The following is a 24,918-nucleotide window of genomic DNA, read 5'->3' as shown; positions in this document are numbered from 1 at the left end:
GCGGCGGGGGCACCGAGGGGGACGGGTGGATCTGCTCGACTGGATAGGCATCCTGCTGAGGAGGTGGAAGCTGACCGTGCCCCTGCTGCTGCTGGCGCTGGGCGGCGTCGGCGCCGCGGCGACGGTGACGCCCTGGACCTACGAGGCCAGGGCCAACCTGGTGTTCCTGGCCTCGCCGTTCCAGGCCAGGCAGGCGGGCGGGAACCCGTGGCTGGTGTTCGACAGCTCCCTCACCGTCACCGCCGAGGTGGTGGGCCGGGAGATGATGGACGACCGGACCGCCGCCGGACTGCGCGGCCGGGGGCTGACGGCCGCCTACGAGATCGGCGTCGCGCAGGACTCCACCGGCCCGGTGCTCGCCGTGGACGTCTCCGGCGACGACCCGCGGGTCACCAAGGCGACGCTGGACGCGCTGGTCGCCGAGATCCCGCGGCGGCTGACGCAGATCCAGGTCGAGGAGGGCGTGACCGAACGCGCCCAGATCAAGGCGAGCGTGGTCACCGCCAGCCCGAAGGCGGCCCTCGCCGCGACCGGCAAGCTGCGCGTCCTGGTGATGGCCCTGTTCGTGGGGCTGGCGCTCACGGTGGCGGTGCCGCTGTTCGCCGAGGTGCTGTCGGAGCGGCGCAGGCGCGGCCGTGCCCCGGACCCGGAACCCGCGCCGGCGCCGGACCCGGCCCCGGAGAAGCCCAACGGTGTCACGTTGCCGGATCTCACCGGGTCCGCCAACGGCGAGAGCGCGGGCGCCGGGCTCGTCCGCAGGTCGAGAGACTGACCAGGGCTCCGATGGGCCTCCTCTCGACACCCGCCGCGCCGGCGCCGGAGGCCCCGCGGCCGCTCGGACGGGTGGACGCGGTCACCGTCCTCAGCGTCTTCGTGGTCATGCTGACCGTGGTGCCCGCCCGGTTCGTCGTGGGCCCGCTGGGCGCCGCCGGGACCCCGGCGGGGATCATGGCGGTGCTCTGCCTGGGCTGGTACCTCAGCTCGATGATCACCGCGCGGACCACGCCGATCCGCGGCCCGCAGCCGGTCCGCTCGGTGGTGGTGCTGTTCGGCTGCTCGATCCTGGCCGCCTACGCCGCCGCGATGGGCCGCTCGCTCCCCGGGCTGGAGGCCAACGGCGCCGACCGCGGGCTGATCCTGATGCTGGGCTGGATCGGCGTGGCGCTGCTGGCCGCCGACGGGATCCCGTCCCTGGACCGGCTGGAGGCGGTGCGGCGCAGGCTGGTGGCGGGCGGCGGGTTCATCGCCGTCCTGGGCGCCGTGCAGTTCTTCACCGGGTTCGACCTGGCCGGGCACCTGGCGTTCCCGGGGCTGAGCACCAGCACGTCCTACACCTCGCTCCTGCAGCGCGAGGAGTTCAACCGGCCGATGGCCACGGCCACCCACCCGATCGAGTTCGGCGTGGTGCTGGCGATGCTGCTGCCCCTGGCGCTGCACGGCGCGATCCACTCCGAGGAGGGCAAGCGGTTCCGGGCCTGGCTGCCGGTCGGGCTGATCATGGTGGTGCTGCCGATGACGGTGTCCCGGTCGGCGGTGCTGGGCATGGTCGTCGTCGGGCTGGTGGTGCTGCCGATCTGGCCCGCGATGTGGCGGGTGTGGGCGCTGCTGGCGGTCGGGCTGCTGTCGGTGGCGCTGCGCGCGGTGGTGCCCGGCCTGATCGGCACGCTGACCAGCCTGGTGTCCTCGATCGGCAGCGACTCCAGCACCGTCACCCGCACCAACGACTACGCGGTGATCGGGGAGGCGGTGGCGGAGCGGCCCTGGTTCGGGCAGGGCTTCGGCACCTACCTCCCGCAGACCTACCGCATCCTCGACAACCAGTACCTGCTCACGCTGGTGGAGACCGGGCTGCTCGGGCTCGCCGCGATGCTGACGGTGCTGGTCACGGGATGGGTGCTGGCGCGCAAGGCCCGCAAGGCGAGCGCCGATCCGGTCACCCGGCACCTGGCGCAGTGCTTCGCGGCGTCGATGGCGGTGGCGGTGGCCTCGTTCGCGACGTTCGACGCCTTCAGCTTCCCGATGGCGGCGAACCTGACGTTCCTGTGCCTGGGCTGCACGGGCGCGCTGTGGCGGCTCACCCGTCCCGGCGCCGCGGCCTGAAGGGCCGGCTCAGGGTTTCACGGGCTTGCCGGTGTCGTGCCACACGTTGTCGCGCCACACGTTGCCGCGCCCGGACCGCTCGAACGCGGTGACCGGCCCGTAGAACCCGCCCTTCTTGAAGTGCCGCCGCGTGAAGGCGTTCCGCATGACCCTGATGTTGGACGAGCGCCCGAACTTCCCCTTGCCGCCGTACAGCGCGTAGCCGCCCCCGCCGAGCAGGTTGCCGACCACGGTGACGTCGTGCGCCCGCCCGAAGTCCTGGTAGATCGAGACCGCCGAGGTCTGCGCGACCGGGTTCAGCAGCACGTTGTTGCGGACGACCAGCGACAGCCCGGGTGCGGGCCCCGAGTTGGACTGGACGGCGGTCACGTGGTCGCCGGGGAACTCCTTCAGGCCGTCCACCACCGAGTCCTCGACGAGCCCGTGGTCGGTGTTGATGCCGTTGGAGACGGTGTGGACGTGCACCCGGCGGGCGGTGATCATGCCGCCGTGGTTGACGATGCCGTACTGCACCTTGGTCCGGCCGTCCCCGTTGATCTCGGAGTTCTCCACCCGCAGCCCGGACCGGCCCTTCCGCTGGATGATCGCCCACTGCCCGGCGCCGACGACCTGGGTGTTGCGGATGGTGACGTTGTCGGCCTCCACGTTGATCTCGGTGGAGACCCGCAGGCCGTCGATGACCGCCCCGTTCCGCCGGACCGTGATGGGCCCGCTGCGGCGCAGCTTCTTGCCGCGCGGGACGCCGACGGTGCCGAGGGTCGGCCAGGTGACGCGGGAGCCCTCGCCGCCGACCGGCGCGGGGCTCTTGAGCTGGAGGGGCGGCACCGGCACCGACGCGGTGGGCGCGGCGCTGGGCGTCGCGGACGGCGGGACCTGCGGGGAGCGGGCGCTCTTGCGCTCCCCCGCACGATCGTCGCCGGCGCCCGAGCACGCCGTGGCGGCCAGGCACGCGACGGCCGCCAGCACGGGGGCCGTTCTCGACAGGGCCATCGGGCTCCCTTCCAGGGATGCGGCGGTCAGCCGAGGATCTTGTGGAGGGCGGCCGCGACCCGCTCCTGCTGCGCCGCGGTGATCTGCGGGAACATCGGCAGCGACAGGATCTCCCCGGCGGCGCGCTCGGCCACCGGGAAGTCGCCGGGGCCGTGGCCCAGGTACCGGAACGCCCGCTGCAGGTGGACGGGGACGGGATAGTGCACGCCGCAGCGCACCCCCATGTCGCCGAGCCGGCCGGCCACCTCGTCGCGCGCGGGGACGCGGACGACGTACAGGTGCCACACGTGTTCCTGCCCGCCGCCCGGACCCGTCCCGGGCGGCGAGGGCAGGACCAGGCCCGGGACGCCGTCGAGCAGCTCGGCGTAGCGGGCGGCGGCGGCGCGGCGCAGGTCGTTCCACCGGGCCAGGCGGCGCAGCTTGGCCCGCAGGACGACCGCCTGGAGGGTGTCCAGCCGCGAGTTGAAGCCGACGATCTCGTGCCGGTACTTGCGCTCGCTGCCGTGGTCGCGCAGCAGCCGCACCGTCCTGGCCAGCTCGGCCGAGCCGGTGACGACCGCGCCCGCGTCGCCGTAGGCGCCGAGGTTCTTGCCCGGGTAGAAGCTGGTGGCGGCGACGGCGCCGAACAGGCCCTGGCCGTCGTGGAGGGCGCCCTGCGACTGGGCGGCGTCCTCCAGGACGGGCGGGCCGAGGTCCAGCAGCGGGTCCATCGGGACGAGCCGCCCGTACAGGTGCACGGGGACGATCGCCGCGGTGGACGGCCCGACCGCCGCGGCCGCCCGCTCCGGGTCGATCAGCAGGTCGCCGGGCTCGGCGTCGACCAGGACCGGGCGGGCGCCCGCCCGGACCACGGCCTCGGCGGTGGCGACGAAGGTGTTGGCGGGCAGCACGACCTCGGCGCCGGGGCCGGTGCCGAGGGCGCGCAGGGCCAGTTCGAGGGCGTCGGTGCCGTTGGCGACGCCGACGCAGTGCCCGGCGCCGGTGAACCGCGCGTACTCCTCCTCGAACTCCCGCACGTCATCGCCCTGCACGAACGCGGTGGAGGCCAGGACGCGCTGGAAGCCGTCCAGCACCTCACGTTCCACCTCGGCGTGCGCGGCGGCCAGGTCGACGAACGGCACCTCGGCCATCACTGTCCCTCCTTCCGTTTCTCCTTCGTCGCGGGGCGCAGCAGGCGGGCGGGCGAACCGGCCCACACCTCTCCCGGCGGCACGTCGCGCAGCACGACCGACCCCATCCCGACCAGCGCGCCCGCGCCGATCGAGACGCCCTCCCGGACCAGCGCGCCCGCGCCCAGGTACGCGCCGAACCCGACCCGCACGCCGCCGCCCAGCCGCACCCCGGACGCGATCGTCACGAAGTCCTCGACCTGGTCGTCGTGCGTCAGCGTGACGTGCGGCATGATCGCGACATGGGCGCCGACCCGGACCGACGCGGTCAGCACGGTCTGCGCCAGCACCACCGACCCCGGGCCGACGCGCGAGGACGGCGACACCCACGCCGCCGGGTGGACGAGCGTGGCGTAGCGCCGCGCGGGCAGTCCCAGCCGCCGCACGATCCGCCGCCGCACCGACGGGTCGCGCGGGCTCGCGGTGCACACCGCCAGCCGCGCGGTCGCGTGCGCCTTGGCGGTCTCCTCCGCGTCGCCGAGGACGGGCACGCCGTCGACGGCGGTGCCGCGCCTGTCGAAGTCGTCGTCGGCGAAGCCCAGCAGCCGCCAGGCGGGCAGCGCGGTCACCGCCTGCGCGACCTCGCGGCCGAGGCCGCCCGCGCCGACGATGATCAGGTCATCCGGTTCCGGCATCGGCCGCCTCCAGTGTCGTCCGGTCTTCTTCGGGGTCGTCGGCGCGCCCGTCGATGGCGCGGAGCGCGCGCAGGGCGTCCCGCATCGGGCGGAACAGCAGGGCGAACGCGGCCGCCGCCGCGGTCCCCGCGACCGCCAGCGCCAGTACGTCGAGGTCGATCGCGGTGTGCGCGGCCCAGGCGGCGAGCCCGACCGCCGCCGCCAGCAGCGCCGGGAGGGCGGTGCGTCCCAGCACCCGCGCCGGGGGGACGCCCGCGCGGCGCAGCTCCCACAGGTACAGCGGCAGCACGACCAGCGCCGCGACGAGCACGTGCGCGACGGCGACCCCGGCGATCCCGTCCAGGCGGGCACCCGCGACCAGCGCCGGGACGAGGACGGCCAGCCACACCGCCTGCACGGCGAACACGGCGCGGGAGCGGGCCAGCACCACGAAGTAGTCGTAGAACAGCTCGAACATGATCCGCAGCCCGCCGAGGACCGCCAGCCACAGCAGCGCCGCCGCGGCCGGCTCCCAGGACGTCCCGTACACCAGCCGGACCAGCGGTTCGGCCGCGCCCGCCAGCAGCAGGCAGACCGGCAGCGTGAGCCCGGCCAGCAGCCCCGCCGTGGACAGGAACGCGCGGCGCAGCGCGGGCGGATCGTGCTGGATGCGGGCGAACGCGGCGGGCGCGACGCTGCGGACCGGCTGGGAGAACATCGCGACCGGCCAGTTCGACAGGTTGAACGCCAGGACGTAGAAGCCCAGCGCGGTCGGGCCGAGCACGTGCCCCACGATGAGCTGGTCCACGCCGCCGACCGCGAACACCACCGCGCTCGACCCGGCCAGCGGCAGCCCGAAGCGCAGCAGCCTCCGCGCCGCGGCCGGGTCGAACCCGAACCGCAGCGGCTCCGGGGACGCCCGCACCAGCAGCACGGCCGAGGCCGCGGCGCCCGCCAGCCGTCCCACCGCCAGGCTCATCGCGCCCGTCCCGGCGGCGGCGAGCGCGATCGACACGGCCGCGCCGCCCCAGTTGTTCACCTGGTCGGCCAGCATCTTGCGGTCCTGGCGGAACCCGCGCTGCAGCAGCGCGGCGGGCACCGCCACCAGCCCGTTGATCACGACGTTGAGGGTGAGCAGCCGGATCACCCCGGTCGCGGAGGGCGCGCCCATCGCGGACGCGAACGCGGGCGCCGCCAGAAAGCAGCCCGCGTACACCGCGCAGCTCGACACCAGCGAGAGCGTCGCGACCGTCGGCGCGATCGCGCGCGGGTCGCCGGGCCAGCGGACGATCGCCAGGCTGACGCCCAGCTCGTTGAAGCTGAGCACGGCCAGCAGCGCCACCAGCGCGACCGCGAACACCCCGAACTCGGTCGGCCCGAGGATCCGGGCCAGCGCGATCCCGATGGCGAGCGTCCCCAGCCGTCCCGCCGCCGTGTTGACCAGGCTCCAGCCCAGGGCGCGCGACGCCCTGCCGAAGAGCGTCCCGTCCTCCCCCACGGCCAGCCGTTTCAGGGGGTTCGTCCAGCGCTTCACCGCGGGCTGCTCCGCGCGGCCGCGCCCTTGGAGGCGACTGCGTTGAAGTCGTCCAGGGCGACCGCGCCGCGCAGGCGGCGGGCACGGCGCTCGACCTTGTACGCCAGGACGCGGCCCACCGTGCTCGCCGCGTCCCGCCGCACGGCCAGCGCGCCCGCTCCGGTACGGGCGGCGTCGAGGGCGTCGCGGTAGATGCGCTCCTGGACGCGCGCCGCCCCGTCCAGGCTGAACCGCTCGACCACCAGCCGCCGCCCGAACTCCCCCAACTCGCGGCGGCGCGCGGCATCCCCGGCCAGGGTGCGCAGGATCGTCTCGAGCCGGTCGGCGCCCTCGCCGCCGATGCCGTACCAGCCCTGCTCCAGGAACATCCCGGCCGACTCGGGCGTCAGCGGCTCGAAGAACCCGCGCTCGCCCTGCACGACCAGCGGCTTGGCGAACGCCATCGCGCGCAGCGCCGACCCGCCCATGCCCAGCGCGATCGACGCCGACGCGTACGCGGGGCGCGGATCGTCCAGCTGCCCGGTGAGGACCACGGCGCGCCGGCCCGCGCGGGCGTTGGCCTCGGCGGCGCGGGCCTCGACCCGATCGCGGCACGGGCCGTCCCCGACGACCACCAGCCGCAGCCCGGTCTCGGCGGCCAGCCGCCCCGCCACGTCCACGGCCGTGAGCAGGCCCTCCAGCTTCAGCTCGGCCGCGAGCCTGCTCACCACCACCACGTCGATCGGTCCGGGCTCCAGCTCGAACCGCCTGCGGAACTCCTCGGCCGGGTGGCCGGGCGCGTTGGCGGCCACGTCCACCGGCGGCTCGATCAGGTGGACGGCGCCGGGCCTGCGCCCGCGCCGGGCGAGCACGTCCTGCTTGATCTGCTCGGTCCCGACCACCAGCGGCAGCGTCGGCGGGAGGAACGGCGCGACCGCCATCGACATCACGGTGCACACGGCGGCGGCGTCCCGGCGGTTCCGCACCGCGTGGAAGGCCTCCAGGCCGGGCGGCCACTCGTAGCCGTGCACGACGTCGAACCCGCGCTCGGCGACCAGCGCCCGGAGCCGCCGCACGGTGGACGGCGCGGGCCGGCGGCGGCCCGGATCGAGCGTGAAGTGCTCCAGGCCCTCCTCCCGGACCCGCTCCACCAGCGGGCCCGGCTCGCTGATGATCGCGGCCCGGTGGCCCAGCCCGCGCATGGCGGCGGCCAGCTCGATCGCGTTCAGCTGGCTCCCGCCGATCCGCATGTCGCCTCCCCCGGGGGGGCCCCCCCCCCCCCCCCCCCCCCCAAGACCCCCCCCATCCCCCCCCTCCCCCCGGCCATGGGCCGCCCGCCGTGATCGTCTCGACCACCCGGTCCTGCTGGGACGCGGTCATCTCGTGGAACAGCGGCAGGATGAGCGAGCGCTCGGCGAACCGGTCGGTGACCGGCAGGTCGGCGGTGCGCCGCCCGCGCACGTCGGCGTAGGCGGGCTCGCGGTGCGCCGCCATGATCCCGCGCCGGGCCGACACGCCCGCCGTCAGCATCCGGCGCAGCAGGTCGTCGCGGCCCACCGGGAAGTCGTCCGGCAGGACGATCCAGAACGACTGGTAGTTGGTCCGGCCCAGGCCCGGATCCCGCACGCACGCGATGCCGGGGATCTCCGCCAGCAGCCGCTGGTAGCGGGCGGCCAGCGCGCGCCGGCGGCCGATGATCGCGTCCAGCCTGCCCAGCTGGACCAGCCCGATCGCGGCCTGCAGGTCGGTCATCCGGTAGTTGAAGCCGGTCTCGCCGTACTCCTCGATGACCACCCGATCGCTGGCGTGCCGCTCGGCGGCGCTCACGCTCATCCCGTGCTCGCGCAGCCGCCGCGCCCGCTTCGCCCTTTCCCCGTCGGGGAGGGTCAGCATGCCGCCCTCGCCGGTGGTCAGCAGCTTGCGCGGATGGAACGACCACGCCGCCAGTTCCGCCGCCGCCCCGACCGGCCGGTCGCGGTAGACCGACCCGGCGGCGCACGCGGCGTCCTCGACCACCGTGATCCCGCGCGGATCGCACAGCGTGCGGATCTCCTCCAGGTCGACCGGCACCCCGCCCTGGTCGACGGCGATCACCGCGCGGGTGCGGCCGGTCAGCGCCACCTCGACGGTCTTGCCGGTGACGTTGCCCGTGACCGGGTCCACGTCGGCGAAGACCACCTCGGCGCCCGCGTGCCGGACGACGTTGGCGGTGGCGATGAACGACAGCGACGGCACGACCACCTCGTCGCCCGGCCCCACGCCCGCCAGCAGCAGCGCCAGGTGCAGCGCCGTCGTGCACGAGGACGTCGCCACGCCGTGGCCCGCGGCGACCCTGGCGGCGAACGCGGTCTCGAACTCGGCGACCCGCGGCCCCTGGGCCACCCAGCCCGACCGCACCACCTCGGCCACCGCGGCGGCCTCCTCCTCGCCCAGTACCGGCTTGATCACAGGGATCACGGGGATCACGGCGCGGGCACCTCCTCTCGTGCGCTTCCGGCGGGAATGTCGAGCACCCGGGCCAGATCCCGGGCGCGATGGGTCCAGTCGTGCCGCTCGGCGAACCGGCGCCGCCGCGCGGCCGTCCCGGCCGGGGCCTCGGCCGCCAGCTCCTCGCCGACCGCCCGGACGAACCCGGCCGCGCCGGCCTCCGCCCTGATCAGCTCCGCGCCCTCGGGGTCGCGGTCGCGCAGCCAGCGGGTGGACGGCAGCTCGGAGGCGACCACGGCGCGTCCGGCGGCCAGGTAGTCGAAGGTCTTGATGGGGAAGCTGGCGTCGTTGAAGGCGCTGCGCGCGTACGGGGTCAGCCCGACCTTGATGACGCGCATGTGGGACGGCAGTTCGGCGAAGCTCCTGCGGCCCGTCCAGCGGACGTTCGGGCGGGCGGTCAGGGCCCGGAACCGGGCCGGTTCGTGGGACGGGTCGTGCGGCCCCACCAGCAGCAGCGGATGCCCGGCCGCCGCCACGCCCTCCAGGACGTCCATGTCGATCCGGGCGTTGATGTGCCCGACGAACCCGGCGGCGGGCCGGTCGCGGCCGAAGTCCTCCAGGCCGGGCGGCCAGGGGGCGTCGTCGATGCCGTCGTAGGCGCCGGGGGCGCAGCCGGTCGGGATCATCGCGGCGTCCGTGCCGCGCGCGCGGAAGTCGTCCTGAAGGTGCGGCGAGACGGCCACGACCGCGTCCGCGCCCGTCAGGAGCCGGTCGCGGGCCGCCTCCAGCCGCCGCCTCGGCAGCCCGATCAGGTCCGCCCCGGCGACCAGGTCGTCGGTGGCGTAGAAGACGGTCCGGGCGCCCGGCACGGCGCCGAGCAGCCCGGCGTCGTAGGTGGCGATGACGACGGCCGTGACCCGGCCGCCGAGCCGCCGCGCCGCCCGGCGGACGGCGCGGCGCACCAGCGCGGCGCTGGCGTGGTGCACGCCGGGCCGGTACGCGCCCGGCAGTACGCGCGGGATCAGCCGCCACAGGCCGCGGGCCTGCCTGCGCAGCGGCGGGCCGTCCAGGGAACCGGCCAGGTGCGGGCGCAGCAGCGGCGTCACGAGCGAGATGGGCGGATCGACGTACAGGACGGGTTCCAGCGCGGCGAGCCGGTCGGCCAGCTGCCGGTCCGTGCCCGCGACGCCGTCGTAGGCCGTCCCGGCGAAGTAGACGATCACGGCGCCCCCGGGTCCCCGGCGGCGCGCTCGGCGCGCCACCAGTCGACCAGGCGCCGCAGCCCCTCCTCCAGCCCGATCCGCGGCTTCCAGCCGAGGCGCTCGCGGGCGGCGGAGATGTCGGCCAGCCGCCGCTCCACCCCGTTCACCGCGCGGGGCGGGCCGAACTCCAGGCCGAGGTCCGCGGCGTCCATGGTGCGCAGCAGCGCCTCGGCCAGCTCGCGCAGGCTCGTCTCCACACCGCAGCCGATGTTGAACACCGCGTCGGTGGCGTCGGACTCGGCGGCCAGCAGGTTGGCGCGGGCGATGTCCTCGGTGAAGACGAAGTCCATGGTCTGCAGGCCGTCGCCGAGGATCAGCGGCGGTTCCCCGGCGGCGATCCGGTCCATCCAGCGGATCAGGACCTCGGTGTAGAGGCCGTGGACGTCCATGCGCGGCCCGTACACGTTGAAGTAGCGCAGCGCCACGTAGTCCAGGCCGCGCATGGCGTGGAAGCTGCGCAGCATGCCCTCGTTGAACGCCTTCGCCGCCCCGTAGAAGGTGTCGTTGTCGTAGGGGTGCTGGTCCTCGGGGGTGGGGAACGCGGTCGCCGTCCCGTACACCGACGCCGACGAGGCCGCCACGACCTTGCGCACGCGGTGGTCCGCCGCCGCCTCGATGACCTCGTAGGTGCCGTCGACCAGCACCTCCAGGGCCAGCCTCGGCTCCTGCGCGCACTGGGTGATCCGGATCGCGGCCTGGTGGAAGAGCACGTCCACGCCGTCCATCAGCGCCCGCACCAGCGCGCGGTCGCGGATGTCGCCCTCCACCACCCGGACCCGGTCGCCGGCCTCGGCCACGGCGGCGGCCAGGTTGGCGCGCCGGCCGCGGGTGAAGGTGTCGAGCACGACAACCTCGGCGGCGCCCGCCTCGACGAGCTGGTCGACGATGGTGGAGCCGATCGTGCCGGCACCGCCGGTGACCAGGCAGCGGGATCCTGCGATCATGCGTTCTCCTTGGTGCGCTCGGTGAGGCGGACGGGGCGGCCGCCGGACGCGGCGCTGCGGCTGGCGGCGGCCAGCTGGGCGACCACGCGCAGGCCCGCGCGGCCGTCGGTGCGGGCCGGGCGCCCCTCGGCGATCGCCGCCGCGAACTCGGCCATCACCTCCCGCAGCGCCTCCCGCTCGGGCAGCGCCGGAACGAGGACGTCGCCGACCCGGTAGCTGATCAGCGCCTGGTGCCGCTCGGCCGGGTCGAGCGAGCCCGCCGGGGCCAGGTCGACGCCCCGGTCGTACACCGCGATCCGCTGGACGGGGTTGAGGTCGTCCCACACGATCGTGCGCCGCGACCCGCCGATCACCGTCGTGCGGATCTTGGTGGGGCTGAGCCAGTTCACGTGGACGTGCGCCATCACCCCGGTCGACAGCCACACCGACAGGTGCGCCATGCACAGCCGCCCGGCGTCGATCGGGTCGGCGCCGTGCGCGGCCACCGCCTCGACCGTGACGCCGCCGGGCAGCACGTGGTCCAGGATCGACAGGTCGTGCGGGGCCAGGTCCCACAGCACGTCCACGTCGGGCTGGACCAGGCCGAGGTTGATGCGCACCGAGTCCACGAACTGGATGTCGCCGATCTCGCCGCCGTGGATCAGCTCGCGGATCTTCCGGACGGCCGGGGTGTAGCAGTAGGTGTGGTCGCACATCAGCACCAGCCCGGCCCGCTCGGCGAGCTCGACCAGCTTGGCGCTCTCGTGCACGGTGGGCGTGAGGGGCTTCTCCACCAGGACGTGCTTTCCGGCCTCCAGCGCCGCGCGCACCAGGTCGAAGTGCGTCGCGGCGGGGGTCGCTATGGCGACGGCCTTGACGGCGGGGTCGTCCAGGACGTCCTGGTACGACGCCGTGGCCCGCACGGTCGTGTACGGGCCGAGCACGCCCCGCGCACGTTCCTCGTTCAGATCGCACAGCCACTCCAGGCGCAGCGCCGGAGTGGCCTGGGCGGTCCGGACCAGATTGGGCCCCCAGTACCCGGCGCCGATCACCGCCAGGCCGATGGCCTCTACCCCGATGGTCGTGGACAAGGAAAGCTCCTCACGGTGCCGTGGTGGTGAAGATGGCGTCGACCCAGTAGTTGGAGGTGGACGCGGTGGACGGGAAGCCCCCGGAGCCGTAGCGGTAGACGCCGTTGGGGCCGTCCTCTCCCGACCGCAGGGCGTGGAGCGGGGGCGCGTCGACGCCCTGGTTCTGGAAGGCGCCGACGCTGGCCGAGTAGTGGCCGTCGGGGGCGAGGTAGGACACGACGTAGGTCGTCCCGGCCGTCACCTGGACGGGGGTGGCGAAGCGGACCTCCTGCCAGCCGGAGGCCGATTCGTTGGTGAAGGTCGCCGTGGCCAGGCGGTTGCCGTCCCTGTCCCACAGGCTGCCGGTGTGCGTGCCGGTGTTCTGGGCGCCCTTGTAGAAGCGGACGCCGGTGACCCAGCCGTTGGAGTCGGCGCGGAACTTCAGCCCCAGCTCCACCGAGCCCGCGTCGTCCACGCTCGCTATCTGCGGCGTCGCCTCGTCGGGCCAGATGGAGCAGGGGCACTGGCCGGGCGTGGTCTGCCTGGCGGTGGTGAACGACCAGGTGCGCGTGCCGGTCATCGTGTTGCCCGCGAGGTCCTTGGCTCCCTGGACGGTGGCGGTGTACCGGGTCGTCCAGGCGAGTGGGGCCGCGGGCGTGAACGTGGCGGTGCGCGTGTCGGGGTCGTAGCTCACCGACCCGTCCACCTGGGCGCCGCCGGGTCCTGTCAGGGTGAACTGCACGGTGCCGCCCTGCACGGGTTCGTCGAACGTCACCGAGGGACGTGCTGCGCGCGGCGCGCTGGTGGCCCCGTTCGCGGGGTCGATGGCGTCCACGGTGGGTTTGGTGGTGTCCCCCGGGTCGGCGTCGGTGAAGACGGCGTCCACCCAGTAGTTCGCCCCGCCCCACGTGCTGCTGGGGAAGCGCGAGGTGGAGGTGTAGGTGTAGACGCCGTTCCCTCCGGGCGTGGTGCCGGTGGCGAGGCCGTGCAAGGGGGCGTTGTCGTAGGCGGAGGTGAAGTAGCCTCCGTCGGCCGAGTAGTGGCCGTTGGGCGCGTGGTACGAGGCGACATAGGTCGCCCCTGCGGCGACGGCGACCGGGGCCGAGAACGTGAGGGTCTGCCAGCCCGACGCCGTCTCGTTGGTGAACGTCCCCTGCGCCTTGCGGATGCCGTCGTGGGTCCAGAGGCTTCCCACGTGCGTGCCCGTGTTCCCGGGCCCCTTGTAGAAGCGGATGCCGGAGACCCATCCGGCCCGGTCGGCGGTGAACTTGACGCCCACCTCGATGGCCCGGGTGTCGCTGTCGGCTACGGTCGTGGGCACGGCGTCGCTGGGGAAGAGAGTGCACGGGCACGCCCCCGACGTCGTGAACGACCATTGCGTGGTGCCCGCCATCACGTTGCCCGCCACGTCCCTGGCACCGCTGACCCTGGCCGTATAGCGGGTGGCGGCGGCGAGGCCGGTGGACGGGGTGAACGTCAGCGTCCGCCCGGTCGCGTCCAGGACCGCGGTGCCCGCGACCTCCTGACCGCTGGGCCCGGCCAGGGTGAATACGGGCGTTCCGGAGCGCACCGGCTCGTTGAAGGTCACCTTGACCTTGGCCCCGGTCGGGACGCTGGTGGCCTCGTTCGAGGGGCTGCCCTTGGACACGGTCGGGGGCGTGGTGTCCGGCGGGGGCGTGAACACGACGTCGACCCAATAGTTCGTCGCGCCGTACGACTGGTTGGGGAAACCCCGCGGGCCGTACTTGTAGACGCCGTTCCCGCCGCCGTTCCCGTTGGCGAGGGCCTGGAGCGGCGGGTTGTCCACGGCGCCGCCGAGCCCGCCATACGTGGCCGAGTACCAGCCCTTGGTCGTGTGGTACGAGGCGACGTACGTCTCCCCCGCCTGCACCTGGACGGGCGTGGAGAAGGTGACCTCCTGCCAGCCCAGGGTCGACTCGTTCGAGAACGTCGCCGTGGCGAGCTGCCCCCCGGTCTTGCTCCAGAGGGTGCCGATGTGGGGGCCGTCATTGTTGCGGCCCTTGTAGAAGCGAACGCCGTTGACGAACCCGTCGCGGTCGGCGGTGAAGCGCACGCCCAGCTCGATCTCGTTCGCGTCGGCGACGCCCTCCACCGCCGGGGTCGTGTCGTCCGGCCAGATGCTGCACGGGCACTGCCCCGGGACGGGCGCGGGCTTCGCCGTCGTGAAGGAGTAGCCGAAGCCCTCCATCGTGTTGCCCGCGTCGTCGCTCGCCCCGGCGACCGAGGCCGTGAGCCTGGTGGAGGCGGGCAGCGGTGAGGAGGGCGTGAAGGTGAGGACCGTCCTGGAGTCGTCCAGGCTCGCCGTGCCCGGGATCGCGGTCGTGCCGTTCCTCAGGGTGAACTGCGGCGTCCCCTGCCGGATCGGCTCGCTGAACGTCACCGCCGGCCTGGTCGAGGTCTTCACGCTCGACGAGCCCGCGTAGGGCGTGTTGTCCACGATGGTGGGCTTCATCGTGTCCGGCGGCTTCACCGTGACGAACGTGACGTCCACGTAGTAGTTGCCGCCGTTGAACGTGGACGTGGGGAACCCCGAGTAGCCGGAGCGGTAGACGCCGTTGCCGCCCGGCGTGTCCGCCTTGAGCCCCGTCAACGGCGGAACGCTGTGCTCCTTCAGGGCGAAGTAGGCGGGATCGGCCGCGTACCGGCCGTTGGGCGCGAAGTAGGACGCGACGTAGGTCGTGCCCGCCTGCACCTGGACGGGTGTGGGGAACGACGCCGTCTGCCAGCCCGACCCCGTCTCGTCCACGAACGTCGTGGACGACAGCCGGTTGCCGTCCTTGTCCCACAGGGTGCCGGTGTGCGTCCCGGTGTTGCCCTGGCCCTTGTAGAAGCGGATGCCGGTGATCCAGCCGTTCGAGGCCGCCCTGAACTTCACCCCGAGCTCGGTCGCCGTGGTGTCGCTGTCGGACGGCCGCGACGGCACCGCCGAATCACCGAACAGCCGGCACGGGCACGCCACGTCGAACGTCGTCCCGGCACCGGGCGTCTCGATGTTGCCGCTGTCGTCGACCGCCCGCGTCTTGATCGTCACCGGGCCGTTGCCGGCGGCGTCCCACGCGTAGGTCCAGTTCGCCCGGCCCTTCGCCGCCCGCCACGTCGTCCCGCCGTCGGTCGAGACCTCCACGCCCCCGACCTGGCCGCCGCCCACGTCCGACGCCGTACCGGAGATCGTCAGGGTGCGGCCGTTCACCACGTCCGTGCCCGGCGCCGGCGAGGTGACCGACGACACCGGCGGCGTCCGGTCGGCCGACGCCGACGCCCTGACCAGCCCGCTCTGCAACGTCAGCGGCTGCACGCCCATGTCGGCGAACAGGTTCACCGTCGCCTGCCGCACGTTCGGATCGGGGGACGTCGGCGCGTCCGACGGGCCGTCGTGCACCGCGTCCAGCCCCCACGACCACTGCACCGTGCCGCCGCCGAACACCAGCGCCCCGCTCGGCGCCCGGTACATCGTCAGCGAGTGCGTCGCCGTGCCCGGCGCCACCTCCGACCCGTAGTCGACGAGCTTCTCCGGCACCTCCGCCGTCGTCGACGACATCCGGAACAGGCCCGCGGGCCGCGCCCCGTTGTCGAGGTCCTCGTCCCACTCGTACCCGACCGTCTGGTCGACCAGCGTCATCGTCGACCCCGCCGGCTGCCCGGCCACGGCCGTGCCCCGCCAGAACCGCATCTTCCCGTCCGCCGCCGGCACCTTCAGCGCCACCCCGCAGCAGTTCACCGTGAAGATCGTCCCGGTCAGGCCGTTCTCCGGCCGGCCGCCGTCGTAGGGCGGGCTGAACCGGGGATCCCGCCACGTCCCCGTCCACTCCTGCGACGGATCGATCTTGGCGTTGGCGCGGGTCTCCTTGTAGACCACCAGCGTCCGGTGCGACGCCCCCGACGCGCCCGCGCCGTTCTCCCAGCGCGTCTTCCAGTACACCTCGTTGCCGCTGAAGAACGCCAGGTGCACGCCCGCGTCCCGGGCCGCCTCCACGTGCGCGCGCTCCGCACCCGACCAGTACTCGTCGTGCCCCACCGACAGGAACATCCGGTGGTTCCTGATGAGCTGCCCGCGCGCGTCGGCGTCCACGCCGCCGATATAGCTCACGTCGTAGCCGTTGGCCTCCAGGAACCGCACCATCGGGTACTCGTTGGCGAACACGAAGTCACGCCCCCACGGGGTGTCCTCCCGCGTCCCGAACGGCCGGTTGTAGCTCACCTTCACCGCGCGCCCGGACGCCGCCGTGCTGTCCCCCGCGTACAGGCTGTTGCCGCCCCACTTGTTGTACGCCTGCCACGTCGTGTCGGAGGTCTTGAACACCATGTCCGACCGGCTCGCGTCGTCGCGGACCACGAACACCACGTGGTTGTCGTCGCCCTCGCCGTCCGTCCGGACCAGATGCGCGAAGTAGATCCCCGACACCGCCGTGGCCGGCACCGGCCAGCTCGCCGACACCCCCCAGTTGCCGCAGTCGACCAGCCCGGACGCGTCGTCGGTCAGGCACGCGGGCTGCGGCTGCGGCAGCGCCGCCGACGGTGCCAGCTGCGCGATCTTACGCGCACCATTACCACCGTAATAACCCATCCGGTAAATGCCGATCGAGTAACCGGTGGCCGGCGTCCTGATTTTGAACTGGACGGTCTGCCCCACGTTCACGCTGAACGAGGTCGTGAAACCCTCGATCGTCTGGCCGCCTCCGGACGCCTTTTCCCATTCCGAAGGAGGCGAACCCGGCTTCGAATTCTCGCACGCCACCGGATTGCCGCCCGCGTCGCACGGCCCCGCCGCGGCCCGCACCGCGGGCGTCGCCAGCGCCGCCAGACACCCTGCTACCAGGGCGAACACCATCAGCAGACTGGCCCGCACCCGAATGGGGGCCGCGTTCATGACGATCGTGCCCTCACTGCGCGCCCCCTAGCGACCCCACCGCGAGCAGGACCACCGGAAACCCGAATAAGGACCGGCCCCGCCCCGAATACCGAGCTCCGAAAAACAACCCCGTACCGAAAGCGTCTCGACTATAAGCGCGGCCCCCGCCGAAAGAAGAGGGTCTGGCCGGTGGTGGCCTAGGGGGTCAGCGCGGCGCAAGATCCAAACATCCGGCGGCCGCCTCCACGTAATCCTCACCGGTCCGCGGGCACCGCCACCGGCCGCCGCCCGCGTCCTCCAGCGGCACCCCGGCCCGCCCCACCCACCGGATCCGGCGCGCCGGGGTCCCGGCGACCAGCGCGAAGTCCGGCACGTCCCGCGCCACCACCGCGCCCGCCGCGACCAGCGCCCACCGACCGACCGTCACCCCCGCCACCACCACGGCCCGCGCCCCCACCGAGGCCCCCTCCCGCACCGTCACGCCGAGCGCGTCCCAGTCCGCCGGCCGCTTCAACTTCCCGTCCACGTCCACCGAACGCGGATACAGGTCGTTGGTCAGGACCGCGGCGGGGCCGATGAACACCCCGTCCTCCAGCACCGCCGGCTCGTACACCAGCGCGTGGTTCTGCAGCTTGACCGCGTCCCCGATCCGCACCCCCGGCCCGACGTACGCGCCCCGGCTCACGATGCAGTCGCGGCCCAGGACCGCGTTCTCGCGCACCTGCGCCAGATGCCACACCGCCGTGCCGTCCCCGATCACCGCGCTCTCGTCGACATCGGCGCTTGGCTCGATCCGGACGCCCATGGATCTCCCTCCTGGTCCATACTCGCCACTTGTGGTGAGCATCGTGATCCCCGCACACGACGAGGCCAAGGTCATCGGCCGGCTGCTGCGGGGCCTGCTGGAATCGGCCCGGCCCGGCGACCTCGACATCGTCGTCGTCCCCAACGGCTGCACCGACGCCACCGCGGACATCGCCGCCTCATTCGGCGACGCGGTCCGGGTCGTCGAGACACCCGAGGCGTCCAAGGCCGCCGCGCTCCGCCTCGGCGACACCGCCGCCCGCGGCTTCCCCCGCCTCTACGTGGACGCCGACGTCGAACTGCGCACCGCCGACGTCCACGCCCTCGCCGCCGCCCTCGACCGCCCCGGCATCCTGGCCGCCGCCCCGTCCCGCGCCCTGAACATGACCGGCCGCCCCTGGACGGTCCGCGCCTACTACGCCGTGTGGACGCGCCTGCCCGAAATCCGCCGCGGCCTCTTCGGACGCGGCGTCATCGGCGTCACCGCCGAAGGCCACACCCGCATCGCCGCACTCCCCCAGGTCATGGCCGACGACCTCGCCGCCTCCCTCGCCTTCGCCCCCCACGAACGCGCCATCGCGAACGGCGCGCGCGTCGTCGTCCACCCGCCCCGCACCCTCGCCGACCTGCTCCGCCGCCGCGAACGCGCCGCCGCCGGCACCGACCAACTCGAAAGCGCCGCCCCAGACCAGCCCGGCGGCTCCGCCCGCACCGGCGTCGCCGACCTGGCCGCCATAGCCCGCCGCGCCCCCTGGCTCACCCCGCACATCGCCCTGTTCCTCACCGTGGCCCTCATAGCCCGCCACCGAGCCCGCCACGCCACCCCGACCACCTGGCAACGCGACAACAGCAGCCGAGCATGACCTGGTGGCGGGCCGGGGGGTCACTGGGCGGGCCAGCCTTTGGACCAGTCGCGGCGTCGTTTCCATAGTTCGCGCCAGTCCGCGCCCTTGGCGGTGGGTCTGCCCTGGCGGCCGGGGCGGGCGCTGACGACGCGGCTGAGCGCGGCGCGCAGGAAGACGCCCGTCAGGAGCAGCCGCACCGCGCCCTTGCCGACGTGACGGCGCATCACGGTCGCCTTGCCGGTGAAGAGCATGACGAGCTTGGCGGCGCCGCTCGACGACGCGCCCACCTCGTGCCGGAACGTCGCGCGGCCCGTCACCGTGGGCGTGTAGCCCAGACCGGCCGCGCGCAGGCACAGGTCGGCGTCCTCGCCGTACATGAAGAACGACCGGTCGAAACCGCCGGTCTCCTCCCACACCCGTTTGGACACCAGCATGAACCCGCCGGTGACCACGGGCACCTGCTGGACGTCGCTCGACCACGGCCGCGGCGCCTCCGGGTCGAACAGCCGGTTGCCGGGGAACAGCGAGCTGAGCAGGGTCGCGAAGCAGAACGCCGACCACAGGTCCGGACGTCCCCACCAGCTGCGCGGGTCGGTCGTGCCGTCCGGGGCGATGCAGCGGCCGCCCACGATCCCGGCCTGCGGCTCGGCGTGGGCGCAGTCCAGGAGGGCCTCGATGCTGCCGGGGGCGGGGACCGCGTCGGGGTTGACGAAGACCAGCCACTGGCCGCGGGCCCTGGCCACGCCCTCGTGGCAGCCGTGGGCGAACCCGCCGTTCCGGCCGCTGTCGACCACCCGGGCGTCCGGCGCCACGGTACGGGCGAGTTCGGCGGTGTCGTCCGGGGAGTCGTTGTCCACGATGATCAGTTCGGCGGCGCCGTCCCGGGCGGCGCGGCGCAGCGCGGCCACGCACGCCTCGACGTGCCGCGCGCTGCGGTACGTCACCACGATGATCGACACGCCGTCGCCCGGCGGCTCCGCGTCCGCGAAGCGGCCGTCGCCGTCCTCGTCCCGCACCTGGACCTCCCCCGTGCCCGCCCTCCGGGGTCAGCGTCCCGCATCCGCCGCCCGCAACCGGCGCCCTGACCGGTCGTGGTCAAGCGGGGCGAGGCCGCGTCTCCGAGTCCCGGCCTACGGCGCTCGCCCGGCGGCTCGTCCCTGACCGGCCGCCGCCCTTTCCCATGAACAGCGGCAGGGACCGGGTCTTTCCTTTCCAGAAATGGCATGCGGAAAGGAAATAATGGGTGGGGCGGGTGGGATTCGAACCCACTCAGCGCTAGGCGACTGGGTTACAGCCAGCCCCGACTCTCCAGCGTCGGCGCCGCCCCTCGTTCGGCTGGGATTTCTACCGCGTACCCCCGGCGGGATTCGAACCCGCACCATTCCTGCTCCTCGGGCAGGCGCCTCTGCCTGTTGGGCGACGGGGGCGTCGTGCGGCTCCCGGGAGTCGAACCCGGAACATCCACGTCCTGAGAGTGGCCTCTCTGCCTGTTGGAGTAGAGCCGCGTGACAAGGATCGAGGTAGGGCGTCACTGCGATCCGCGCGGCCGGCGAAGCTCAGGAGGCGGGATAATACCGGCCGGCGGGGGCGCATGACGCCTGGGGCAGTCGATAAAGTAGTCGCCGCACGGCCGGCCTCCTCTCAGAAGTCTCGCTGTCATTCCCGTTCCGGGCTGACGGGTACTACAGTGCCATCATTCCCCGGTTAACGCAATCCCTTTTTCTTTAGGGCGTCGAACCCGAAGTGTCATCGCCGATCGCCCAGCCGATGGCGATCAGGACCCAGAAGGCCACCATGATCCAGCCGAGCGCGATCCCGGCCGCGGCCATTCCGGCGCCGCGTTCGCCGGTGCGTTTCACCTTCACCCAGCCCATGTGGCCGGCGATGATCGCGGGGATCGACGGAAGGCCGCAGGTGAACATCCCCAGCACGCCGAAGGTGATCGCGTAGACGGCGGCGCTGTTGTAGCGCGGCTGGGCGTAGCCGTGCGCGCCGGCGTGCGTGGGGGCGGGGGTGTTGTACGCGACCGGCCGGTTGTAGGCGGTCTGGTACGGGGCGCGGTTGTAGGTCTGCTGCCCCGCGGCGGCCCGGCGGTACCAGTACTCGGCCTCGGCCGTCTGGCCGCGCCACTTCAGCAGGACGCCCAGGTTGTACATGGCCGCCGTGTCGCCGGCCTCGGCGGCCAGGCGGTACTGCCGCTCGACCAGGGCGGCGGACTCGTCCGAGCCCATCGCGGGCGGCGGGAGCGGCTGCTGCACGTGGACGGACGGCGGCGGCGGAGGCGGCGCCGACTGGGTGCCCGGCTGGGTCGCGGGCTGCTGCGTGCTGGAGACCAGGCGCTGGAGGAGCTGCTGCGCGGTGGGACGGCCGGCGGGGTCCTTGGCGAGCGCGGCCCGCACGACGGTCAGGAGCGTGCCGTCGAGGCCGCGCAGTTCGGGCTCGGCCGTGAGGATCTGGTGGATGATCGCGGGCAGCGTGCTCCCGCCGAAGCAGGGCCGGCCGCTGGCGGCGAACGCGAGCGTCGCGCCCCAGGCGAACACGTCGGAGGCGGGGGTGGCGTCGCGGCCGTTGAGCTGCTCGGGCGACATGAACGTGGGCGTGCCGACCAGCCCGCCGGTGGCGGTGAGCCGGGTCGCGTCCGCGCCCCGCGCGATCCCGAAGTCGATCACCCGCGGCCCGTACGGCGACAGCAGCACGTTGGCGGGCTTGAGATCGCGGTGCACCACGCCCGCGTCGTGGATCGCGGTCAGCGCGGAGGCCATCCCGACGGCCAGCGCCTCCAGGTCGGCGCCGCGCAGCGGGGCCGCCTCCTGCAGGCTGGACCCGGAGACGAACTCGGTGACCAGGTAGGGCGGGTCGGCGCGCGGGTCGGCGTCCAGGACCGGGGCGGTGCAGAACGGCCGGACGCGCTGCGCCGCCGCGACCTCCGACTCGAACCGGGCCCGGTAGCGGGGGTCGGCCGCGTGCTCCTTGCGGATGACCTTGATGGCGACCTTGCCGCCGGAGTCGTCGGCGCCCAGGTACACCGTGCCCATGCCGCCCTCGCCGAGCCGGTCCAGGATCCGGTACGGACCGATACGGGCCGGATGATCAAGGTGCGACGGGCCCGGCACGATGCGTTCTCCTTGCGGGTCGTGGGCGGCAAGCCTCACAAGGTTCGCATATCACAGGAGTTCCGGCGTCACTGTTCGCCCGGCCAGCGGGGCGGGACGGACGCCGGACCGGCGCCGCCGGCCGCGAACCGGGTCGGCCGGTAGGCGCGCAGCCAGGCGGATTCGGCGCCGTGCACCTCGGCCGCCACCTCCTCCGCGAGCAGGGCGGAGAGGGTGATCCCGCTGTGCGTGGCGACGACGTAGACGCGGGCGTGGCCGTCGGCGAAACCGGCGACCGTGAGGCCGTCGGCGGGCATGGCGCGCTGCCCGACCACGAGCCGTTCGAGGCGGGCGCCCGGCACCGGTGCCAGGACGCCCGGGAGCCGGGAGAGCAGCTCCGTCCCGATCGCGGGCGCGGGCTCGGCGGCCGGATCGGCCGTGGCGTCCAGGTCGAGCGCGTGCAGCATGATCCGCCCGCCGCCGTCGGGCCGCAGGTTGAGGCGGCCGGTGGTGACGTGCCGGGACAGCCGGGCCGGGATGGGGGCGGTCACGCCCAGGTAGGCGTTGACGGCCGGGCCGGACACGCGCGGGTCGAGCATCGGCACGGTCAGTCCGGCGGACGCGGCCACCTCCTGCGTCCACCGCCCCGCGCACGTCACCGCGACGTCGGCGGTGAGCGTGCGGCCGCCGGCGAGCGCGAGCGTCACGCCGGAGGGCGAGGAGGCGATCTCGCGGACCTCCGCGCCGGTCTCGACGCGGGCGCCGCCGTCGCGGGCCTCGCCGAGGAAACGGGCGAGCAGCCTGATCGGGTGGGCGTGCGCCTCCTCGGGGAAGAACGCGTAGTCGGCCCCGTCCGGCCGGACCAGGTCAGGCTCCAGCTCGCGGACCTCGTCCGCCGTGAGGTAGCGCACCGGGTAGGCGCGACTCCGCAGCTTGGCGACCCGCTCCGCGAGCCACCCGCGGTGCTCGTCGCTCGCCGCGACCTCCAGGCTGCCGGTGGGGACGAACCAGTCGCCGCCGCCCGCCGCCAGCGCGTGATGCGCCCGGACGCCCGCGTGGTTGAACGCGAAGTAGTGGTCAGGGTCCTTGTTGTTGGAGTTGATCCAGGCGATCGTGGTGGCGGTCGTCCCGGCCCCCGGCACGTCCCGGTCGAGCAGGACGACCTCCGCACCCCGCCGGGTCAGCCCGGCCGCGACCGCGGCCCCCACGACCCCGGCCCCGATGACAGCGACTCGCATGACCCCATTGGACTACAGGTTCAGGGTCAGGCGGCCGGCGCTCGCTCGTGATACGCAGATGAGGATCGAGCCGTCGTCGGGGTCGGAGGGGGCCCGGCGGTCGGCGTCGCCGGCCAGGAGGGGGGTGCGGCAGGTGCCGCAGAACCCCTGGCGGCAGGAGTAGGGCACATCCGGCAGGGCCTCGCGGATGACGTCGAGCGCGGAGCGGTCGGCGGGTATCCGAAGGGTGAGCCCGCTGCGGCGCAGCTCGACCTCGAACGGGCGGCCGTCGACGACCGCGGGCGGGGCGAAGCGTTCGAAGTGGAGGGTGCGGTTCCCGTCCGGGACGAACGCCCCCCGCACGGCGTCGATCATCGGTGCGGGGCCGCAGCAGTACACGGCCGTGCCGGGCCGCGCCCCGCGCAGCAGCCCGGCGCCGTCCGGCACCCCGACCTCGTCGTCGGCACGGACGGTGATCCGGTCCGCGGGGAGCGCGGCGAGTTCGTCCAGGAACGGGAGCGAGGCGCGGGTCCGGCCCGTGTAGACCAGGTGCCAGTCCGCGCCGAGGTGGTGGGCTGCCCGCACCATCGGGAGGACGGGCGTGATGCCGATGCCGCCGGCGAGGAACAGGTAGCGGTCGCGGACCAGGAACGGGAAGGCGTTCCGCGGGCCCTCGACGGTGAGGGTCGTTCCCTCGTGCAGCTCGTGGTGGATCTCGGTCGAGCCGGCGCCGCCGGGGATCATGCGGACCGCGACGCGGTACGCGCGGCGGTCGGCCGGGTCGCCGCACAGCGAGTACTGGCGGCGCCGCCCGGACGGGAGCCGAACGTCCAGGTGGCAGCCCGGCTGCCAGCGCGGCAGCGCCCGGCCGTCGGGGGCGCCGAGCCGCAGGCTCACCACGCCGTCCGCCTCGGGCCGTACCTCCTGGACGACCAGGCGCAGCGTCCGGTCCACCGGGGGCACGTTCGGGATCACCGGCGCGCGCAGGGACCGCACCCGCTCGATCCCCCGGAAGACGGCGCTGACCGTCACCCAGAAGGGGTCGCGGGCGCGGCGGCCGCGCAGGTCGGGCGGCATGGCGGTCATCGCAGCGCCGCCTGCGCGGCCGGGGACGTCGCGAGGTAGTCCAGGGCCCTGGACGTGGAGCCCTCGTTCAGCGGGCTGTAGGAGCGTTTGAGGTAGCGGCCGACCGAGCGCCCAAGGAGGCGGCCCTGGGGCAGCAGGCCCGCGCGCCCCGCGCGGTACATGTGGCGGAGGCCGCCCTTCACCGGGTGGCCGGCCATGAGCGGGTCGCGGGCCATGAGGAAGCGGTGCCCGCGCTGCCACAGGGACGTCAGCATGGTGATCGTCTCGGCCATGGCGCGGATCCGGGCCGCGTACGAGCCGTCCAGGTGCATGAACAGGTCGTGGGCGACGTGCCGGTGCTCGACCTCCTCGGCGCCGTGCCAGCGCAGCAGGTCCATCATCATCGGGTCGGCGCCCGCCGCGTCCAGCGCCTCGGCGCCCAGGATCCAGTCGCCGAGGACGCCGGTGAAGTGCTCGATGGCGGCGACGATGGCCAGCCGCTCGTTCAGCCAGACGCGCGCCCGGACGCCGGTGAGGTCGCGGTCGCCGAGCAGGCTCCCGAACATGAAGTCCATCTGGCGGACGAACGGCCGCACGTCCAGGCCCTGGGCGACGAAGTGGTCGAGGACGGCGTCGTGCGAGGCGGCGTGGACGGCCTCCTGGCCGATGAAGCCGAGCACGTCCTGGCGCAGCCGCTCGTCGCGCACGTACGGGAGGGCCTGCTTGAGCACGCGGACGAACCACTGCTCGCCCGCGGGCAGCAGCAGGTGCAGGACGTTGATCAGGTGGGTGGCCTCGGGCTCGCCCGGGATCCAGTGCAGCGGCACCCGGGACCAGTCGAAGCGCACGTCGCGGGCGCGCAGGACGATGTTCTCGGGTTCGGCGAGCTCGGGAGGGGGCATCGGCGCTCCTATTGACATTTGGTCTAAGACGCTACTCCCGAGCCCTTCCATGAAC

The 24,918-nt window shown here is 74.0% G+C and carries 19 protein-coding genes, 3 tRNA genes and 1 pseudogene; 4 read left to right on the top strand and 19 right to left on the bottom strand.

What is annotated here, in order from left to right; translation table 11 throughout:
* Positions 1-25 precede the first annotated feature (25 nt).
* Together ACFPZN_RS39825 and ACFPZN_RS39820 are read left to right on the top strand one after the other, a co-directional pair.
* Positions 26-772 (top strand): hypothetical protein, encoded by a 747-nt coding sequence (locus ACFPZN_RS39825; RefSeq protein ID WP_378287753.1) that lies wholly within the window; start codon positions 26-28, stop codon positions 770-772.
* 11 nt (positions 773-783) lie between these two features.
* Complete coding sequence (locus tag ACFPZN_RS39820) at positions 784-2,100, top strand: O-antigen ligase family protein (protein ID WP_378287752.1); 1,317 nt, start codon at positions 784-786, stop codon at positions 2,098-2,100.
* A 9-nt stretch (positions 2,101-2,109) separates the two neighbouring features.
* Here ACFPZN_RS39820 and ACFPZN_RS39815 read toward each other — a convergent pair whose 3' ends face one another.
* The 10 genes and pseudogenes from ACFPZN_RS39815 to ACFPZN_RS39770 form a co-directional block, all read right to left on the bottom strand.
* Complete coding sequence (locus ACFPZN_RS39815; protein ID WP_378287751.1) at positions 2,110-3,090, bottom strand: right-handed parallel beta-helix repeat-containing protein; 981 nt, start codon at positions 3,088-3,090, stop codon at positions 2,110-2,112.
* Between the two features lie 26 nt (positions 3,091-3,116).
* Positions 3,117-4,220, bottom strand: coding sequence for a DegT/DnrJ/EryC1/StrS family aminotransferase (locus ACFPZN_RS39810; protein ID WP_378287750.1), 1,104 nt, complete (start codon positions 4,218-4,220; stop codon positions 3,117-3,119).
* The gene (locus tag ACFPZN_RS39805; protein ID WP_378287749.1) at positions 4,220-4,894 is read right to left on the bottom strand and encodes an acetyltransferase; all 675 of its coding nucleotides are present in this window, start codon (positions 4,892-4,894) and stop codon (positions 4,220-4,222) included. The genes ACFPZN_RS39810 and ACFPZN_RS39805 overlap by 1 nt, the downstream gene beginning before the upstream one ends.
* Complete coding sequence (locus ACFPZN_RS39800; protein ID WP_378287762.1) at positions 4,878-6,407, bottom strand: oligosaccharide flippase family protein; 1,530 nt, start codon at positions 6,405-6,407, stop codon at positions 4,878-4,880. Before ACFPZN_RS39800 ends, ACFPZN_RS39805 begins: the two co-directional genes overlap by 17 nt.
* Positions 6,404-7,636 carry a glycosyltransferase gene (locus tag ACFPZN_RS39795; protein ID WP_378287748.1) on the bottom strand — a complete coding sequence of 411 codons (1,233 nt, stop codon included), beginning with the start codon at positions 7,634-7,636 and terminating at the stop codon, positions 6,404-6,406. Before ACFPZN_RS39795 ends, ACFPZN_RS39800 begins: the two co-directional genes overlap by 4 nt.
* 151 nt (positions 7,637-7,787) lie before the next feature.
* A pseudogene (locus ACFPZN_RS39790) lies at positions 7,788-8,768 on the bottom strand (DegT/DnrJ/EryC1/StrS family aminotransferase); the annotation flags it as partial.
* An 80-nt stretch (positions 8,769-8,848) separates the two neighbouring features.
* Complete coding sequence (locus tag ACFPZN_RS39785) at positions 8,849-10,036, bottom strand: glycosyltransferase (RefSeq protein WP_378287747.1); 1,188 nt, start codon at positions 10,034-10,036, stop codon at positions 8,849-8,851.
* Positions 10,033-11,019 carry an SDR family NAD(P)-dependent oxidoreductase gene (locus tag ACFPZN_RS39780; protein WP_378287746.1) on the bottom strand — a complete coding sequence of 329 codons (987 nt, stop codon included), beginning with the start codon at positions 11,017-11,019 and terminating at the stop codon, positions 10,033-10,035. Before ACFPZN_RS39780 ends, ACFPZN_RS39785 begins: the two co-directional genes overlap by 4 nt.
* A complete protein-coding gene (locus tag ACFPZN_RS39775) occupies positions 11,016-12,089 on the bottom strand; it encodes a Gfo/Idh/MocA family protein (RefSeq protein ID WP_378287745.1) in 1,074 nt (357 codons plus the stop codon). Before ACFPZN_RS39775 ends, ACFPZN_RS39780 begins: the two co-directional genes overlap by 4 nt.
* A gap of 10 nt (positions 12,090-12,099) precedes the next feature.
* The gene (locus ACFPZN_RS39770) at positions 12,100-16,719 is read right to left on the bottom strand and encodes a DUF4082 domain-containing protein (RefSeq protein ID WP_378287761.1); all 4,620 of its coding nucleotides are present in this window, start codon (positions 16,717-16,719) and stop codon (positions 12,100-12,102) included.
* On the opposite strand from ACFPZN_RS39770, the gene ACFPZN_RS39765 reads away from it, so the two are divergent.
* Positions 16,679-16,987, top strand: coding sequence for a hypothetical protein (locus tag ACFPZN_RS39765; RefSeq protein WP_378287763.1), 309 nt, complete (start codon positions 16,679-16,681; stop codon positions 16,985-16,987). The genes ACFPZN_RS39770 and ACFPZN_RS39765 overlap by 41 nt on opposite strands.
* A 156-nt stretch (positions 16,988-17,143) precedes the next feature.
* Here ACFPZN_RS39765 and ACFPZN_RS39760 read toward each other — a convergent pair whose 3' ends face one another.
* The gene (locus ACFPZN_RS39760) at positions 17,144-17,743 is read right to left on the bottom strand and encodes an LbetaH domain-containing protein (protein WP_378287744.1); all 600 of its coding nucleotides are present in this window, start codon (positions 17,741-17,743) and stop codon (positions 17,144-17,146) included.
* Between the two features lie 34 nt (positions 17,744-17,777).
* Here ACFPZN_RS39760 and ACFPZN_RS39755 point away from each other — a divergent pair, with 34 nt between their 5' ends.
* Positions 17,778-18,605, top strand: coding sequence for a glycosyltransferase family 2 protein (locus ACFPZN_RS39755; RefSeq protein ID WP_378287743.1), 828 nt, complete (start codon positions 17,778-17,780; stop codon positions 18,603-18,605).
* 20 nt (positions 18,606-18,625) lie between these two features.
* On the opposite strand, the gene ACFPZN_RS39750 is transcribed toward ACFPZN_RS39755, so the two are convergent.
* The 8 genes from ACFPZN_RS39750 to ACFPZN_RS39715 all read right to left on the bottom strand — a co-directional run bounded on the left by ACFPZN_RS39750 (position 18,626) and on the right by ACFPZN_RS39715 (position 24,863).
* The gene (locus tag ACFPZN_RS39750) at positions 18,626-19,603 is read right to left on the bottom strand and encodes a glycosyltransferase family 2 protein (protein ID WP_378287742.1); all 978 of its coding nucleotides are present in this window, start codon (positions 19,601-19,603) and stop codon (positions 18,626-18,628) included.
* Positions 19,604-19,831: 228 nt separating this feature from the next.
* A tRNA-Tyr gene (locus ACFPZN_RS39745) sits at positions 19,832-19,914 on the bottom strand.
* A 25-nt stretch (positions 19,915-19,939) separates the two neighbouring features.
* Positions 19,940-20,014, bottom strand: a tRNA-Leu gene (locus ACFPZN_RS39740).
* Between the two features lie 4 nt (positions 20,015-20,018).
* Positions 20,019-20,092: transfer RNA gene (locus tag ACFPZN_RS39735), tRNA-Leu, on the bottom strand.
* A gap of 219 nt (positions 20,093-20,311) precedes the next feature.
* Positions 20,312-21,700 (bottom strand): protein kinase domain-containing protein, encoded by a 1,389-nt coding sequence (locus ACFPZN_RS39730; RefSeq protein ID WP_378287741.1) that lies wholly within the window; start codon positions 21,698-21,700, stop codon positions 20,312-20,314.
* Between the two features lie 68 nt (positions 21,701-21,768).
* Positions 21,769-22,917 (bottom strand): NAD(P)/FAD-dependent oxidoreductase, encoded by a 1,149-nt coding sequence (locus ACFPZN_RS39725; protein WP_378287740.1) that lies wholly within the window; start codon positions 22,915-22,917, stop codon positions 21,769-21,771.
* Positions 22,918-22,929: 12 nt separating this feature from the next.
* Positions 22,930-23,982, bottom strand: a complete 1,053-nt coding sequence (locus ACFPZN_RS39720; RefSeq protein ID WP_378287739.1) for a PDR/VanB family oxidoreductase — start codon at positions 23,980-23,982, stop codon at positions 22,930-22,932.
* Positions 23,979-24,863 carry a metal-dependent hydrolase gene (locus ACFPZN_RS39715; RefSeq protein ID WP_378287738.1) on the bottom strand — a complete coding sequence of 295 codons (885 nt, stop codon included), beginning with the start codon at positions 24,861-24,863 and terminating at the stop codon, positions 23,979-23,981. Before ACFPZN_RS39715 ends, ACFPZN_RS39720 begins: the two co-directional genes overlap by 4 nt.
* Positions 24,864-24,918: the final 55 nt, after the last annotated feature.

Origin of the sequence: Actinomadura rugatobispora (assembly GCF_042656285.1) — a bacterium.
GTDB lineage: Bacteria > Actinomycetota > Actinomycetes > Streptosporangiales > Streptosporangiaceae > Spirillospora > Spirillospora rugatobispora.
The sequence above is the reverse complement of the archived record's forward strand: the minus strand, read 5'-3'. Positions and strand labels throughout refer to the sequence as shown.